Origin of the sequence: Pseudomonas sp. SG20052 (genome assembly GCF_031766055.1) — a bacterium.
GTDB lineage: Bacteria > Pseudomonadota > Gammaproteobacteria > Pseudomonadales > Pseudomonadaceae > Aquipseudomonas > Aquipseudomonas mandelii.
The window spans coordinates 6,718,833-6,734,065 of record NZ_CP134498.1; the positions used below are offsets into that span (position 1 = coordinate 6,718,833).

General features: G+C 59.0%; 12 protein-coding genes. 6 read left to right on the forward strand and 6 right to left on the reverse strand.

Going from position 1 to position 15,233, the window contains the following annotated elements; all coding sequences use genetic code 11:
• The first annotated feature begins 21 nt into the window (after nt 1-21).
• From RHP74_RS30885 to RHP74_RS30895, 3 genes are read left to right on the forward strand one after another with little or no spacing between them, the layout of a single operon-like run.
• Nucleotides 22-645 (forward strand): FMN-binding negative transcriptional regulator, encoded by a 624-nt coding sequence (locus RHP74_RS30885; RefSeq protein WP_311096958.1) that lies wholly within the window; start codon nt 22-24, stop codon nt 643-645.
• A gap of 9 nt (nt 646-654) precedes the next feature.
• On the forward strand, nt 655-1,101 hold the full coding sequence (locus tag RHP74_RS30890) for a GNAT family N-acetyltransferase (RefSeq protein ID WP_083375434.1): 447 nt from the start codon (nt 655-657) through the stop codon (nt 1,099-1,101).
• Nucleotides 1,102-1,118: 17 nt separating this feature from the next.
• On the forward strand, nt 1,119-1,790 hold the full coding sequence (locus RHP74_RS30895) for a GNAT family protein (RefSeq protein ID WP_311096960.1): 672 nt from the start codon (nt 1,119-1,121) through the stop codon (nt 1,788-1,790).
• 225 nt (nt 1,791-2,015) lie between these two features.
• Here the strand turns inward: RHP74_RS30895 and RHP74_RS30900 are convergent, their stop codons facing one another.
• Together RHP74_RS30900 and RHP74_RS30905 are read right to left on the reverse strand one after the other, a co-directional pair.
• Nucleotides 2,016-2,294 carry a helix-turn-helix domain-containing protein gene (locus RHP74_RS30900; protein WP_083375432.1) on the reverse strand — a complete coding sequence of 93 codons (279 nt, stop codon included), beginning with the start codon at nt 2,292-2,294 and terminating at the stop codon, nt 2,016-2,018.
• Nucleotides 2,291-3,643 (reverse strand): HipA domain-containing protein, encoded by a 1,353-nt coding sequence (locus tag RHP74_RS30905; RefSeq protein ID WP_311096963.1) that lies wholly within the window; start codon nt 3,641-3,643, stop codon nt 2,291-2,293. Before RHP74_RS30905 ends, RHP74_RS30900 begins: the two co-directional genes overlap by 4 nt.
• A gap of 231 nt (nt 3,644-3,874) precedes the next feature.
• Here RHP74_RS30905 and RHP74_RS30910 point away from each other — a divergent pair, with 231 nt between their 5' ends.
• Together RHP74_RS30910 and RHP74_RS30915 are read left to right on the forward strand one after the other, a co-directional pair.
• Complete coding sequence (locus RHP74_RS30910; protein WP_311096965.1) at nt 3,875-6,838, forward strand: autotransporter domain-containing protein; 2,964 nt, start codon at nt 3,875-3,877, stop codon at nt 6,836-6,838.
• 200 nt (nt 6,839-7,038) lie between these two features.
• Nucleotides 7,039-9,405: an autotransporter domain-containing protein gene (locus RHP74_RS30915; protein WP_311096967.1), complete on the forward strand. Its 2,367-nt coding sequence runs from the start codon at nt 7,039-7,041 to the stop codon at nt 9,403-9,405.
• 136 nt (nt 9,406-9,541) lie between these two features.
• Here RHP74_RS30915 and oadA read toward each other — a convergent pair whose 3' ends face one another.
• Together oadA and RHP74_RS30925 are read right to left on the reverse strand one after the other, a co-directional pair.
• On the reverse strand, nt 9,542-11,350 hold the full coding sequence (oadA, locus tag RHP74_RS30920; RefSeq protein ID WP_010465372.1) for a sodium-extruding oxaloacetate decarboxylase subunit alpha: 1,809 nt from the start codon (nt 11,348-11,350) through the stop codon (nt 9,542-9,544).
• Nucleotides 11,351-11,361: 11 nt separating this feature from the next.
• Nucleotides 11,362-12,777: an acetyl-CoA carboxylase biotin carboxylase subunit gene (locus tag RHP74_RS30925; protein WP_010465373.1), complete on the reverse strand. Its 1,416-nt coding sequence runs from the start codon at nt 12,775-12,777 to the stop codon at nt 11,362-11,364.
• 190 nt (nt 12,778-12,967) lie between these two features.
• On the opposite strand from RHP74_RS30925, the gene RHP74_RS30930 reads away from it, so the two are divergent.
• Nucleotides 12,968-13,930 (forward strand): LysR family transcriptional regulator, encoded by a 963-nt coding sequence (locus tag RHP74_RS30930; RefSeq protein WP_010465374.1) that lies wholly within the window; start codon nt 12,968-12,970, stop codon nt 13,928-13,930.
• Here the strand turns inward: RHP74_RS30930 and RHP74_RS30935 are convergent.
• Nucleotides 13,872-14,081: a PA3496 family putative envelope integrity protein gene (locus RHP74_RS30935; protein WP_010465375.1), complete on the reverse strand. Its 210-nt coding sequence runs from the start codon at nt 14,079-14,081 to the stop codon at nt 13,872-13,874. The two genes, RHP74_RS30930 and RHP74_RS30935, sit on opposite strands and share 59 nt — an antisense overlap.
• A gap of 251 nt (nt 14,082-14,332) precedes the next feature.
• Entirely contained in the window at nt 14,333-15,199 is an 867-nt protein-coding gene (gene hexR, locus RHP74_RS30940; RefSeq protein WP_008027445.1) for a transcriptional regulator HexR, read from the reverse strand.
• Nucleotides 15,200-15,233: the final 34 nt, after the last annotated feature.

The following is a 15,233-nucleotide window of genomic DNA, read 5'->3' on the forward strand; positions in this document are numbered from 1 at the left end:
CATTCGCCAAGGAATATTTCCATGTACAACCCCAGCGGCTTTGCCATCAGAGATTTGCATGAACTGCAGCAGCAGATAATCGACACGCGTCTCGCCATGGTGGTCACCCACGGCGAGCAAGGTTTGCAAGCCAGTCATCTGCCGCTGTTATTCAATCCTGAGCAGGGCCCGAATGGCACCCTCTACGGCCACTTCGCCCGGGGCAATCCCCAGTGGAAGGAACTGCAGAACGGCGCCGAAGCCCTGGTGATTTTTGCCGGTGCCGACGCTTATGTCAGCCCGGGGTTTTACCCGAGCAAAGCCGAGCACGGCAAAGTCGTGCCGACCTGGAACTACGTCGCCGTGCACGCTTACGGAACCGCCAACGTGTTCACCGAGGCCGATCGCCTGCTCAACCTGGTGAGTGCGCTGACCGATCGTCACGAAGCGAGTCGCCAGCAGTCGTGGAAAGTCACCGACGCGCCCGCCGACTACATCGACGGCATGCTCAAAGCCATCGTCGGGTTTGCCCTGCCGATCCAGCGCCTGGAAGGCAAGCGCAAGCTCAGTCAGAACCGCAGCGCTGCAGACATCGCCGGTGCGCGCGAGGGGCTCGCCGCCAGCCCTGATGTGCATGACCAGGCCCTCGCCCACTTGATGCGTTAAGGAATGAACATGAGTCAGATTGAAATTCGCCCGGTCAGCGCAGACGATCACGCCGCCTGGCTGCCGCTGTGGCAAGCCTACCTGCGCTTCTACAACACCGAATTGCCCGAGGCGGTCACGGACAGCACCTGGCAGCGCATGCTTGACCCGAATGAACCGACTCACTCGGCGTTAGCCTGGGTCGATGGCAAGGCGGTCGGCATGGTGAACTTCATCTACCATCGCTCGAACTGGAGTATCGAAAACTCCTGCTACCTTCAAGACTTGTTGGTAACGCCGCAAACCCGGGGCACCGGCATCGGCCGCAAGCTCATCGAATTTGTGTACGCCACCGCCAAAGCGGATGGTTGCTGCAAGGTCCACTGGCTGACCCACGAAACCAACGCCACCGCGATCCAGCTCTACGAGCGCATCGCCGAACGCCCCGGTTTCATCCAGTTTCGCAAAGCCCTTTAAGGTTCAAGGAGAACACTATGTCGACTTCACTCGCAGACTGGAAAGGCGCCCCGGCGCCGTCGGTTCAAACCATCGAAGGGCGTTTCATCCGCCTGGAAAAACTCGACCCGTCGCGTCACGCCGAGGGTTTATGGAAAGCCCTGCAAGGCCCGGGATCAGACCCGAAACTCTGGGACTATCTGCCTTACGGCCCTTTCCCGGAGCGTAGCGCTTTCAATGATTGGCTGAACAACCATGCGGCCAACAGCGACCCGTATTTCTTCAGCGTGATCGACCGTGCCAGCGGTGATGTACAGGGCCTCCTGAGTCTGATGTCGATCGTCCCCGCCCAAGGTCGCATCGAAATCGGCCACGTCACCTTCGGCGCGCCGATGCAGCGTTCGCCGAAAAGCACCGAGGCCGTTTACTTGCTGGCCAAGGAATCCTTTGCACTGGGCTACCGGCGCCTGGAGTGGAAATGCAATAACGGCAACGCCCGCTCCAAGTACGCGGCCGAGCGGCTTGGGTTCAGTTTTGAAGGCGTGTTCCGTCAGCACATGGTGGTCAAGGGACAGAACCGGGATACGGCGTGGTATTCGATTCTGGATTCAGAATGGCCGGCGATTGGCGCGGGGTTTGAGCAGTGGCTATCCGATGAAAACCAGACGGAGTCCGGGCAGGTGAAAACACTGGCTGAGTGCCGCAGTTAATTCGTCGATTGTACTGACGTCTTCGCGAGCGAGCCGGATCGCCCGCGAAGTTTTGGATGTTCATTAACGCCTCGCTAAATCCCGCCTCCAGCCCAGCGAACCTGAAGTATCACAACCGTCCTCAATCAACATTGGCGAAATGCAGGCGCATTTATGAATGAAGCCCATACCCGCAACTTCAATCCGTTGCTACACCCATTAAGCAATAGCGGAGCTTGAGTTTTCTTAGTTCAAGTCTCGCCGAATCCGCACTACACCCATCTTCAGTCCAAACGGCTTGAACACGGCATTCAGCGATTTCAACGTTTGATTCCCTTCCCCATGCTCGATATGTACCAGCGTGCGCACCGAAATTTTGCACATTTTTGCGAATTGGGTCTGGTGCAGCCCTGTGGCCTCTACTCGTAATCGACGAACTGCCTCGCCTATCTCAAGAGTGCCTTGAGCCAGCCCTTCCTGGATACTTTCAATGAGTACAGTACGCTCGGCCACGGTCATGCTCATTTCAGGTCCCACTCTTTCAAACGCTGCTCCAGATTTTTCAAGGCAATTCGCGGGTGATTCATTGTTTCGTCGGGCAAGCCACTGGCGGTCAAAATGTCGGGGAGTGCTGCCAGATGTTTGGCATCCTCGCGCAATCGTTCGAAAGAATTCGACGCGTCACTCACCGCAGCTAATGGATCATTTGGATCGGCAATGTCAGCCAATGCTCGACATACGCCACGCCAATCAACGTCACCCGCTCTCTCCAGCTCTTTTGGCCATTTGGTAGTGCGTGTCACACCTTCGTCGTCCATCACCATAGGCGCCAGATCATAGATCGGTGCTAAACGAAACGAAGCTGTGTCCCGAAGGATTGCGGTGTTGCGGCCATGGTTATCTGAGTTGCCGAGGATTTTATTGATCAGATCCCGACGCAGGTAGTCAGCAACAAGATTCGGGATTTGGTCCGTCTGCCCCGCTTCACGCCAGAGTCTCGCAAGTAGCCGGATAACCTCCATGTGGTCCATTGCGCTACCGGGCGTGGTTATTTGCGCCAAAGAATAGATCGACTCCACGGCAAAACGCTCGACCCCCTGAGGGGTTACTTGTCGGTCAAAACGCTGCATCCACAAACTAGGTTTGGTCGCCTCTTCCAACGCCAAGCCCTGTTCTGCCACCGTCTCGATGTCTAGTTTCTGTAGTGCTTTGTAGTAGTGGTATTCGCTTCTGAGGATATCTTGATCGTTCCTGTTTCCTTTGTTGCGAGAGAACTTCACGAACCAGTGCTGGGTAACGTCTGCGTCGTCCAATACTGCGTCCGGGTATAAATTTCCATCCTTACCCTGAACTAACAAAAGTTTGGGCGCCTCGCCACCCGCCCCCGTTGCTCCACCAATAGCGGCGCCTTGCTCATAGGCATATTCGAGAAACCGGTTATCACGACTAATGACCTCTTGGCGTTTAAACCCTATAGCCTCACGCTGATCTACCGCCTCGACGGACTCCTTTATGCGCATATTGCCAATCGGTGCCGGAGTGCTTCTGGCCACTAAATAAAGATCAGTACTGATATCAGCAGGCTTGTCGCGACCTATGCGCGCCAGAAGAAATCTCTTGGCTGCACCGGAAGGAGCAATATCGTGCAGAAATGCTGGTGCATTGGATCGCTTGCCCTCCCATTCAAGGGGAAACCTGGCACTCACCGCCTTGGCAAATGGAGCTCCGATGTCCTCAATATTTTCGATGAGATAAGGTGTTGCGTAGCCGAAGTTACATCGACTTTCGAATCCTTTTTCAGGGCTGTCGAAGCTCAAGACCATGGCGTCGTGCCATTTCCCTGTAATGAAAATCTGTAAAGTCAGGTCGTACATGCCATCAGCACCTGCATAAATGCATTTCTTGAGGATTTCTTAAGCCTTGAGTGCACTATAGTGCGTTTGTGAAGCTCCAGGCCTACGCTTAAACGCATTAAAATGCAGATACCTCACGATTAGCCGTTTTAGAATGCAAAATAATGCAGATACAGGGGGCGCGCAGACATCATTCTGTAAAAACCCTCCGCTATACCAGACGGCCCGCTTATAACAAAAAGGCCGTCTCACATGCCCTTCTCCCCCCAGCGCCTGGCACTCAGCATCGCGTTGTTGATCAGCACCGGCGCCCACGCCGCACCCTTCAAGAATGTGCAGATCGACACGCCGACCACCACTGCGCAAACCCTTGGCGGTGCGGACACGCTGACGATTTCGGCGTCGGGCAGCATCACCAACGCTGGCAAGGCAGTGAGCCTGAAAGACGGCACCAGCGGCGTGGGTGTGGTGATCGATAACTCGGGCAGGATCATCTCGACCGGCGGCCGGGCGATCGACAGCAGCGGTGACCTGACTCAGGCACGCAACTACAGCATTTATAACCGCGCGGGTGGGCAGATTCTCGGTTTCAACGACGCGTTGCGCATCGACAGCAACTTCGCCAGCGGCAGCTTGCTGATCGACAACAGCGGCATTATCCGCTCGACCACCGGCCAAGGGCTGGACCTGGATGCGCTGCGCAGTGCCGGGGTCAAAACGACGATCATCAACCGCGCAGGCGGGTTGATTCGCGGGGACGCCAGCGATGGCATGAAGACCGGCGCCAACGCGATAATCACCAACTATGGCGAGATCTCTACCGGCGACGCTCGAATCGCTGACAACAAATTCGACGGTATCGACATCGACACCGCGACCGGCGTGACGGTGACCAACTACGGCAGCATTTCCGGTGGCCGCCATGGCATCACCACTGACCTGGGCGCGACACTCACCAACTACGGTCAAATCACCGGCCGCAATGGCTCGGGCTTCGGCTCCGATGGCGACGGCACCGTCATCAACCACGGCACGATTACCGGTGCTTATTCGGGCCTGCAACCCAATGGCGACGGTGATGGCGTGGACATCGACAAGCTCGCCCACATCGAAAACTACGGCACCATTCAAGGTGTCGGTGCCGGCGGTGTCGATAAAGGGGGGTTCGCCAACGGCAGCGAAGGCATCGCGTTGGGTGGCGGCTATGTATTGAACGCCAACGGGGCGCTGATCAGCGGCGCCAACAGCGCCATTTTGGTGGACGACGGCAGCGGCGGTTCGGGCGTGGCCGCGACCACGCTGGAAAACTTCGGCACCATTCAGGGCCTCGACGGATTCGGCGTGAAGTTCGTCGGCGGGTTCGATGACAGCGTGATCAACGGCGGCACGATCAGCGGCAGCAATGGCCTGGCGCTGGATTTGGGTGGCGGCAACGACAACCTGACAGTGCGCAATGGCAGCCGCTTCGTCGGCATGGTCGACGGCGGCAGCGGTGACGACCGCGTGGTGATGGACGACGCGGCGGGCGGCCATTTCGGTGCGAGTCGCAACTTCGAATGGCTGGAGGTCAGGCACGGGGCCTGGACGCTGACCGGCAGCGGTGATTTCAGCGACGGCGGCGCGGTGCGCAATGGTGCAACGCTGATCAACCAAGGCGGCATCGCTGGCACTTTGACCGTCGATGCGGGCGGTGTATATGCCGGTGGTGGTTCGGTCGGCAACTTGCTGGTCAACGGGACGTTACGGACCAACACTCAACTCGGCACAGCAACCATCACCCACGACTTGACCATGGGCAGCGGCGCGACCCTGGCCTACGGCGTCAATGCCGATGGAAGCAGCGCGCCGCTCCAGGTCGGCGGCTTAGCCAACCTGAACGGCTCAACCCTGGCGGTGAACCCTGGCAGCGGCACTTATCCGTGGCAGAGCCACTACACCGTCCTGCAAGCCGCGAGCATCAACGGCACCTTCGGCAAGGTCACCAGCGACTACGCGTTCATCACGCCGACCCTCGCTTACACCCCGACACAAGTCGACCTGACCTACACGCGCAACGATGTCGCCTTCAACCAGTTCGCGGTCACGGGTAACGGCAGCAACGCCGCCAACAGCCTGGCCTCGATGGGCAAAAACAACGCGCTCTACAACGCACTGCTGAACACCACCAGCGCCACGGCCGGCGCGGCGATCGAGCAACTCGCCGGCGCCAGCAACGCTAACCTGACCAGCGCCACCCTCAGCGCCAGCAGCCAGATCGGCAGCAGCATGCTGTCGGCGATGCAGCAAATGGGCGGTGGTCCAGGATTGCTGGTCGGCCTGGATCAGCGCGACACCCCAGTACTCGCCGCCGCTGGCGTTCCCTCCGAAGCCCGCAACCTCAATGACCCGAACGCCCAAGGCCGACTCTGGCTGCAAGCCATCGGCGGCTACGGCAAGCTCGATGGCGAGCATGGCAGCAGCGGCCTGGAGCAGCGCACCAAAGGCAGCGTGCTCGGGGCCGACTGGACGCTCAATCCACAATGGCGATTGGGTGTTCTGGGCGGTTATTCGAAAACAGATCTGGATGCCACGGGAGTCGATGGCAATGTCGAGAGCTGGCACGCCGGCGTCTATGCCTTGCGCCAAAGCGGTCCCTTCGCTTTGCGCCTTGGTGCCGCGTACAGCGGTCATCAAGGTGAAAGCAAACGCACGGTGGCCTTCAACGGCTTCAGCGACCGCCCAAAAGGCGATTACGACGCCGACAGCCAACAGGCCTTCGCCGAACTGGGCTACGCAATGGGCAGCGGTCGACTCAGTGCCGAGCCGTTTGCCAACCTCGGCTACCAGCGTTATCACCGCGACCGCTACCAGGAAAAAGGCGGCGGCGCCGCCCTTCAAGTCGACAAACAAACCCAGGACAACTTCAGCAGCACCTTCGGCCTGCGCCTGGCGCACCTGAGTTCGCTGGAGAACGGTATGAGCCTGACGCCCCGTATGACCGCAGGCTGGAAGCACACCTATGGCGATGTCAGTAACTCGACGCGTCAGGCTTTTGTGGTCGGGGGAACGGCGTTCAGCGTTGATGGCAGTTCACTGGACCGTGACAGTCTGGTGCTGGAAGCCGGGCTGGACCTGGGCATTTCGGCGCGGCATTCGGTGGGGATTGGGTACAGCGGAGAGATGGGGAGCAACAGCCGCAATCATGGGGTGATTGGGCAGTGGCAGATGAGTTTCTGATCCGTAAAAAACAGACCAGTCCGGAAAGGTTGTAGGCAAATACTCCACCGTGTGAAGGCCAATGCACACGTAATCTGCGGAGTAGGATTTTTGCTACAACCGAATTTCCATGGCCCTTCAAAAATGCCGGAAACGCCCGGCATTCAAGGACCAGCGCTCCCTCCTAGAGTTTGACCTTCTCAAAAACAAGGTCAAATTCAATGCCCACGCCGTCCACTTATCGCCCGCATCGACTCGCCCTGGCGATCGCCCTCTCCCTTGGCTGCATCGATGTATCGATGGCTCAGCAACCAGAGATTGATGCGGCTGTCGAAGCGCCCGACAAAAAAGCTCGAACAACCGCTTGGCGAAAAAGTGATGATCTTTTGGCGATCAGGAACTTCATTGGTCCGATGCAGCATGCCGTCAAACCCGCTTCACTAAAGCCACAAGAACCGGTAATTCAGCCGCCAACTGATTCGGCTGCCCCGGAACCTGTAGATCTCGCAGCGCATCTTTACGACTTTCCCGAAACTGCCGACGATTCGCTCCCACCACCATCGCCCGCAACACCGGAAGGTGAACCCGGCCCGGTTTCGGCTGAGGTGCCAGCGAATCCTGCTCCACCTGTGGCGGCTACCGCGGAACCCATCGATCCAGCGGAGCCTCTTTACGAGTTACCCGGGAACAATGATGTCCCGTTCGAAACGGTAGATAACGATTTACCGATGACGTTCGACGAATTCTCAAATGCCGATGGCGTCAAGCGCACCACTGCAGCAGGGCGGTACGAAAGCATCGACGGCGTCTCACTGGCACTGGGGATGGGAGATGACCTTCTTATCATCGGTAGCGGAGTCAGCTTTGCAGGAGAAATTCAGGGCGGTGGCGGGAAAAACGCAATACTGCTCGACTCCCCCGAGGGCGGCGTACTCGACAAAACCAGTCACTTTTCCGGGTTGCGAGTCGCGCAAGGCGCTTGGTCTTTGACGGGTAAAGACGACTTCGACCGCGGAGCCGAGGTATTGGACGGCGCAACGCTGTTCAACATGGGCAGCATCGCGGGTGATGCCATTGTTCGCGAAGGGGGTCGCTACGGTGGCCAAGGTGAAGTTCGCAATCTTTATGTAGACGGTACATTGCAGGTCAACGAGCGGCTTGGCGCTCCACGCATCAAAGGAGACCTGATATTCACAGAGGGTGCCACGCTCTCCTACGGCGTAACGGCTACCGGCAAGCCTCCCACCATCATCGTCGAAGGTATTGCAGCGCTTGAAAATGCCTCACTGGAGGTTGCTGCACTGCCGGGCAACTATCCCGACAGCAGTGATTACACAGTGCTTAAAGCCGGCCTGGTGGAAGGTACATTCGGTAGCGTCACGAGCAATCTGGCGTACATGACGCCGAAGCTGTCTTACTCCAAGACTGATGTGGTGCTCAACTACGCTCGCAATGAAGTACCGATAGAGGATTTCGCCGCAGACGACAATGCTCGAGCATTTGGCCAAAGCGTGGCCGAGCCGACGGCTAAAACAAGTGAGTCCAATGCGGCCGTCACCGCCCTGCTCACCACCGACAAATCCACCGCCACCTACGCTCTTGAGCAACTGGCCGGTGACAGCAATGCCAACCTCGCCAAGGCAACCCTCAACAGCGACAGCCCCGTCAGCGCCTCCTTGCTCTCGACCATGCGCCAACTGGACCGCGCCAGCGCGTACAACCCACGCGGCAACCGTTCCAACTCGCCACGACTCGCCGCCGGCAGCCCGGAAAACGGCAGGGTCTGGCTGCAAGCCTTGGGACACGGTGGAACGCTGGATCGCGACCACTACGCTCTGCAAACGTCGACCAAAGGCCTCGTTCTGGGCGCAGATTGGGGTGTCGATGAGGAATGGCGTGTCGGTGTGATGGGCGGCAAGTCTGAGACTCGCCTGGACAGCCGCGAACTAGACGGCGATCTCGACAGCTGGCACTTGGGCGCCTATGCCCTGCGCCAGAGCGGCCCCATGTCGCTGCGCCTGGGCGCGACCTACAGCAATCACGACGCCGGCACTAAACGTCGGGTTGCCTTCAACGGTTTCAGCGACCGCCCCGAAGGCCGTTATGCTGCCAGCACCCAGCAGGCCTTCGCGGAAGTGGGTTACAACCTGGGTCGAGCCAATGTCAGCATCGAACCCTTTGCCAGCCTTGGCTACCAACGCTATCAGCGCGACGGTTACACGGAAAAAGGTGGCGCGGCAGCGTTGAAAGTCCACGGCCAGACCCAGAACAACCTCAACAGCACGTTCGGCCTGCGACTGGCGAAGATCAACACCCTGGATAACGGCATGCAACTGACCCCGAGGTTCAGTGCCGGCTGGAAACACACCTACGGGGATATCGACATCGACACCCGTCAGCGACTGGCAACGGGCGGAAAGAACTTCACCGTTTCCGGTGCGCCGCTGGACCGTGACAGCTTGCTGGTTGATACAGGTCTGGACCTTGGCTTGTCAGCGAAACATACGTTGGGGGTCGGCCTTAACGGCGAGATTGGCACTGACAGCCGCAATCACGGCGTAATGGGACAGTGGCGGATGGCGTTCTGATCAACCATTGATTCACCGCAGTCCCAGTGGGAGCGAGCAGGCTCGCTCTCAAATTTTCAAACGCGAAACTGCGGGCAAAAAAAAAGGGGAGCACATGCCCCCCCGAGGTTTAAAATGGTGTATCGAGGCTGTTAACTCAGCCTTCGATCTCGATCAGGATTTCGCCCGGGTTCACCCGGTCGCCCTTCGCCACATGGATGGCGGTGACTTTACCGGCGATGGCCGCCTGGACTTCGGTTTCCATCTTCATCGCTTCGGTGATCAGCACGGCCTGGCCGGCTTTCACGGTATCGCCTTCCTTGACCAGCACGTCGACGATGTTGCCCGGCATGGTGGTGCTGACGTGGCCCGGAGCTGTGGCTTGCTTGCGCTTGCTGTTGCCGCCGCTGACGAATTCGTTGAGCGGTTCGAACACCACTTCTTCCGGCATGCCGTCGATCGACAGATAGAAGTGACGCTTGCCTTCAGCCTTGACGCCAACACCGGTAATGTCGACGCGGTAGGTTTCGCCGTGGACGTCGATGACGAACTCGGTCGGCACGCCTTCACCACCGGCCGAGGTCACACCGCCCGCTTCAGGAATCGGCAGCAGCACTTCTGGCGTCAGGGTGCCGGCCGCGCGTTCTTCAAGGAATTTGCGGCCGATGTCCGGGAACATGGCGTAAGTCAGCACGTCTTCTTCAGACTTGGCCACGGCACCGATCTCGGCACGCAGCTTGGTCATTTCCGGCTTCAGCAAATCGGCCGGACGCACGTCGATCACGTCTTCGCTACCAATCGCCTGACGACGCAGTTTCTCGTTCACAGTGCCCGGCGCCTTGCCGTAGCCGCCTTGCAGGTAGAGCTTCACTTCGTTGGTGATGGTCTTGTAGCGCTCGCCGGCCAGCACGTTGAAGAACGCCTGGGTGCCAACGATTTGCGAGGTCGGGGTCACCAGCGGCGGGAAACCAAGGTCTTCACGAACTCGCGGGATTTCGGCCAGCACCTCGGCCATGCGGTTCAGGGCCCCCTGCTCTTTCAGCTGGTTGGCCAGGTTGGAGATCATCCCGCCCGGTACCTGGTTGACTTGCACACGGGTATCGACTGCGGTGAACTCGCTTTCGAACTGGTGGTATTTCTTGCGCACGGCGTAGAAATACAGACCGATCTCTTGCAGCAGCTCCAGGTTCAAACCGGTGTCGAACTCGCTGCCTTTAAGGGCGGCGACCATCGACTCGGTGCCTGGGTGGCTGGTGCCCGAGGCGAAGCTGGAGATCGCGGTGTCGATGTGGTCGGCACCGTTTTCGATGGCCTTGAGTTGGCACATCGTGGCCAGGCCAGCGGTGTCGTGGGAGTGGATGAACACCGGCAGCGATTGCTCGGATTTCAACGCCTTGACCAGTTCGCCGGTGGCGTATGGCGTCAGCAAACCGGCCATGTCCTTGATCGCCACCGAGTCGCAACCCATGGCTTCCATTTGCTTGGCTTGAGCCACGAACGCGTCAATGGTGTGCACCGGGCTGGTGGTGTACGCGATGGTGCCTTGGGCATGTTTGCCGGCCGCTTTTACGGCTTCGATGGCGACGCGCAGGTTACGCACATCGTTCATGGCATCGAAGATGCGGAATACGTCGATGCCGTTGACCGCGGCCTTGGCGACGAAAGCCCTGACCACATCGTCGCTGTAATGGCGGTAGCCCAGCAGGTTCTGGCCACGCAGGAGCATTTGCAGGCGCGTGTTAGGCAGCGCGGCGCGCAGTTGGCGCAGACGCTCCCACGGGTCTTCTTTGAGGAAGCGTACGCAAGCGTCGAAAGTCGCGCCGCCCCAGCATTCCAGCGACCAGTAGCCGACTTTGTCGAGCTTGTCGCAGATCGGCAGCATGTCTTCGGTGCGCATGCGGGTGGCGAGCAGCGATTGGTGGGCGTCGCGCAGGATGGTGTCGGTTACAAAGATCTTCTTGCTCATTCTTATATTCCTCACAGGCCTGCGTGGGCGGCGATGGCGGCGGCGATGGCCAGGGCCAGCTCTTCGGGTTTGCGCTTGATCGAGTAGTTGGTCAGTTCAGGGTGGCTATCAACGAAGCTGGTATTGAACTGGCCGCTACGGAATTCAGGGTTACGCAGGATTTCCTGGTAGTACGCGGCAGTGGTCTTGACCCCTTGCAGACGCATGTCGTCGAGGGCGCGCAAGCCACGGTCCATTGCTTCTTCCCAAGTCAGCGCCCACACCACCAGTTTCAGGCACATGGAGTCGTAGAACGGCGGAATGGTGTAGCCGGTGTAGATGGCCGTGTCGGTGCGCACGCCGGGGCCGCCGGGCGCGTAGTAACGGGTGATCTTGCCGAAGCTCGGCAGGAAGTTGTTTTTCGGGTCTTCGGCGTTGATCCGGAATTGCAGCGCGAAACCGCGGTGCTGGATGTCTTCCTGTTTCACCGACAGCGGCAGGCCGGACGCAATGCGGATCTGCTCACGGACGATGTCGATCCCGGTGATTTCTTCGGTGATGGTGTGTTCCACCTGCACCCGGGTGTTCATCTCCATGAAGTACACCTCGCCCTCGGCGAGCAGGAACTCCACGGTGCCGGCGTTCTCGTAGCCCACGGCCTTGGCTGCGCGCACAGACAGGTCGCCGATGTAGGCGCGCTGTTCCGGGGTCAGTTGCGGGCTTGGCGCGATTTCGATGAGCTTCTGGTTACGGCGCTGGATCGAGCAATCACGCTCGAACAGGTGCACCACGTTGCCAAAGCTGTCGCCGAGGATCTGCGCTTCGATGTGTTTCGGGTTGACGATGCATTTTTCCAGGAACACTTCCGCCGAACCGAAGGCCTTGGTGGCTTCGGAAATGACGCGCGGGAAGGCTTGTTCGAGTTCTTCACGGCTGTCGCAACGACGAATACCCCGGCCACCACCACCGGACGTGGCCTTGAGCATGACCGGATAACCGATGCGGTCACCTTCGACCAAGGCTTCGGCGATGTCCGCAACGTTGCCTTCGGTCCCCGGGGTGACGGGTACGCCTGCCTTGATCATGCTGCGACGGGCTTCGGTTTTGTCGCCCATGCGGCGAATCACTTCAGCCGATGGACCGATGAACTTGATGCCGCGCTCGGCGCAAATGTCCGCCAGCTCAGCGTTTTCCGACAGGAAACCATAGCCGGGATGCAAGGCATCACAACCGGTTTCGACCGCCAGATTCACCAGCTTGCGTGCATTCAGGTAACCGGCCAATGGCTCGGCACCGATGCTGTGGGCCTCATCCGCACGCTTCACATGCAAGGCATGGCGGTCGGCGTCGGAATAGATCGCGACCGAGCGAATGCCCATCTCGGCGCAGGCACGCACGATTCGTACGGCAATCTCACCACGGTTGGCGATCAGGATCTTTTTTATCACTTGGAGGTTCCCTTGAGCCGGTGGTACCCACGACCTGCTAGACCAGGTCGACGCGTGACTAAATGTTTCGACTTAGTCGCAGCCCCACACTAGCCCCCACAAGGGATTAACAAAAATGATTAATAATTGGGTTAGCCATAAGTAAAGACTTATAGTTGATCCATCAGCTTGTGGCGAGAGTGCTTATAAAATGCGTAAGTCATTGATGCGTATGACATTGCGTCAATTGCAGATCTTCAATGAGGTCTGTGATTTGAGGTCGTACAGCCGGGCAGCCGATGAAATGTCCCTCACCCAACCGGCCGTCAGCTTGCAGATTCGTCAGCTTGAGGAGCTGATTGGTCAGCCTTTGTTCGATTACGTCGGCAAAAAACTCTACATGACGGAAGCCGCCGAAGCACTACAGCGTGCCAGTCGAGACATTTTCGGGCGCCTGGAAAACCTCGATATGCAGCTGTCGGACATGCAGGGATCGTTGCAGGGACAGCTGAAACTGGCGGTGGAATCCAGCGCCAAGTATTTCGTCCCGCACTTGTTTGCTGCGTTCAAGCGTCAGCATCCGGAAGTGAATCTGCAACTGACGGTGGTCAACCGAGGGCAGGTGATCCGTCGGTTGTCTGATAACCGCGACGACCTGGTGATCATGTCCATGGTGCCGCAGGACATGGGGCTGGAGTTTCTGCCGTTCCTCAACAACCCGATCGTGGCCGTTGCGCCACCGGACCATCCGCTGTGTCACATGGGGCCGCTGCGCCTGCAAGACCTCGAGCCTTACACCCTGCTGCTGCGCGAGCCCGGCTCTGGAACGCGTATGGCGTGCGAAGAGTATTTCAAAGAGAAGCGCGTGCACTTCAACCAGACGCAGGAGGTCTCATCGGCCGAAGCCCAGCGTGAATGTGTGCTGGCGGGTCTGGGCGTCGCGCTGTTGACGCGCCACGCCCTGAACCTTGAGTTGGCGACCGGCGGATTGATCGAGTTACCGGTCGAAGAACTGCCGCTGTACCGCAGCTGGTGCCTGGTGCAGGCCAAGGCCAAACGGCTGTCGCCGGTGGCCCACGCATTCCTTGCGTTTATCCGCAGCGAACGGGTGCAGATCAGCGCCCTGGTTGAGCGTTTCGACGGGAAGTTGCGGGAGCTGCCTGCCAGTAGTTGAGTTCCAGATCAGAAAAATCGCCGATCTCGGCCAGCAACTGGCGGCGCTCGCAGCGATCTTCGATGGCGCGGCGAAATTCCATGCGGCGCTGGTCTTCTTGCTGGCGACGGGTTTTGACGGCGCTGTTGCGTTCTTCGTAGGGCTGGGCCATTTCGAGTCTCCCAAGGCGATTACGGGAGTTTCAAGATAGGCGCGAGGGATGACGGTTTGGCGGCGGGTGGGTTACAGAACGATGAAACTCGCAGACTGACCGCGAACCTGTGGCGAGGGAGCTTGCTCCCGCCCGGCTGCACAGCCGTAGTAATGAGCCTGATGCGATTGGTCAGAACATCGCTGTGAATGGTTTGGGGCCGCTCCGCAGCCCAGCGGGAGCAAGCTCCCTCGCCACAATTCCAGCCATTATCAGTCGTCGAGGGCTTTCACTGATTTGGGCGACAGCCGCAAGCTGCGCAGACTGCGTTTGACGCTTTTGAGGTGGTTGACCAGGCTCGGCCCGCGCGCCATGGCCACGCCCATCGCCAATACGTCGATCACCACCAGGTGAGCGATACGCGAGGTCAGCGGCGTGTAGATTTCAGTGTCTTCATGCACATCAATCGCCAGGTTGACGGTCGACAGCTCGGCCAACGGCGTCTGGCTCGGGCACAACGTGATCAACGAGGCGCCGCTCTCGCGCACCAGGTTAGCGGTGATCAACAAATCCTTGGAGCGCCCGGACTGGGAAATACAGATCGCCACATCGGTCGGTTTCAAGGTGACCGCAGACATCGCCTGCATGTGCGGATCGGAATACGCCGCCGCAGTCAGCAGCAAACGGAAGAATTTGTGCTGGGCATCCGCCGCCACCGCGCCCGACGCGCCAAAGCCGTAGAACTCGACGCGTTGGGCCTGGGACATCAGCGACACAGCCCTCTGCAATTCCACCGGATCGAGCTTCTCGCGAACCTCCATCAAGGTGTGCAGGGTGGTGTCGAAGATTTTCAGGCTGTAGTCCGCGACCGAATCGTCTTCATGGATCGCAAACTGACCAAAACTCGCACCTGCCGCAAGGCTCTGCGCGAGCTTGAGTTTCAAGTCCTGGAAACCGGAACAACCGATGGCGCGGCAGAAGCGCACGATGGTCGGCTCACTGATGCCCACGCTATGGGCCAGGTCGGCCATGGAGCTGTGCATCACCGCCGCCGGATCAAGCAGCACGTGGTCGGCGACCTTGAGCTCCGACTTGCGTAAGAGGTGGCGTGACTGGGCGATGTGTTGCAGCAGATTCAAAGGTCTGGACTCTTTGTTATTGGCAGGGGCCGGG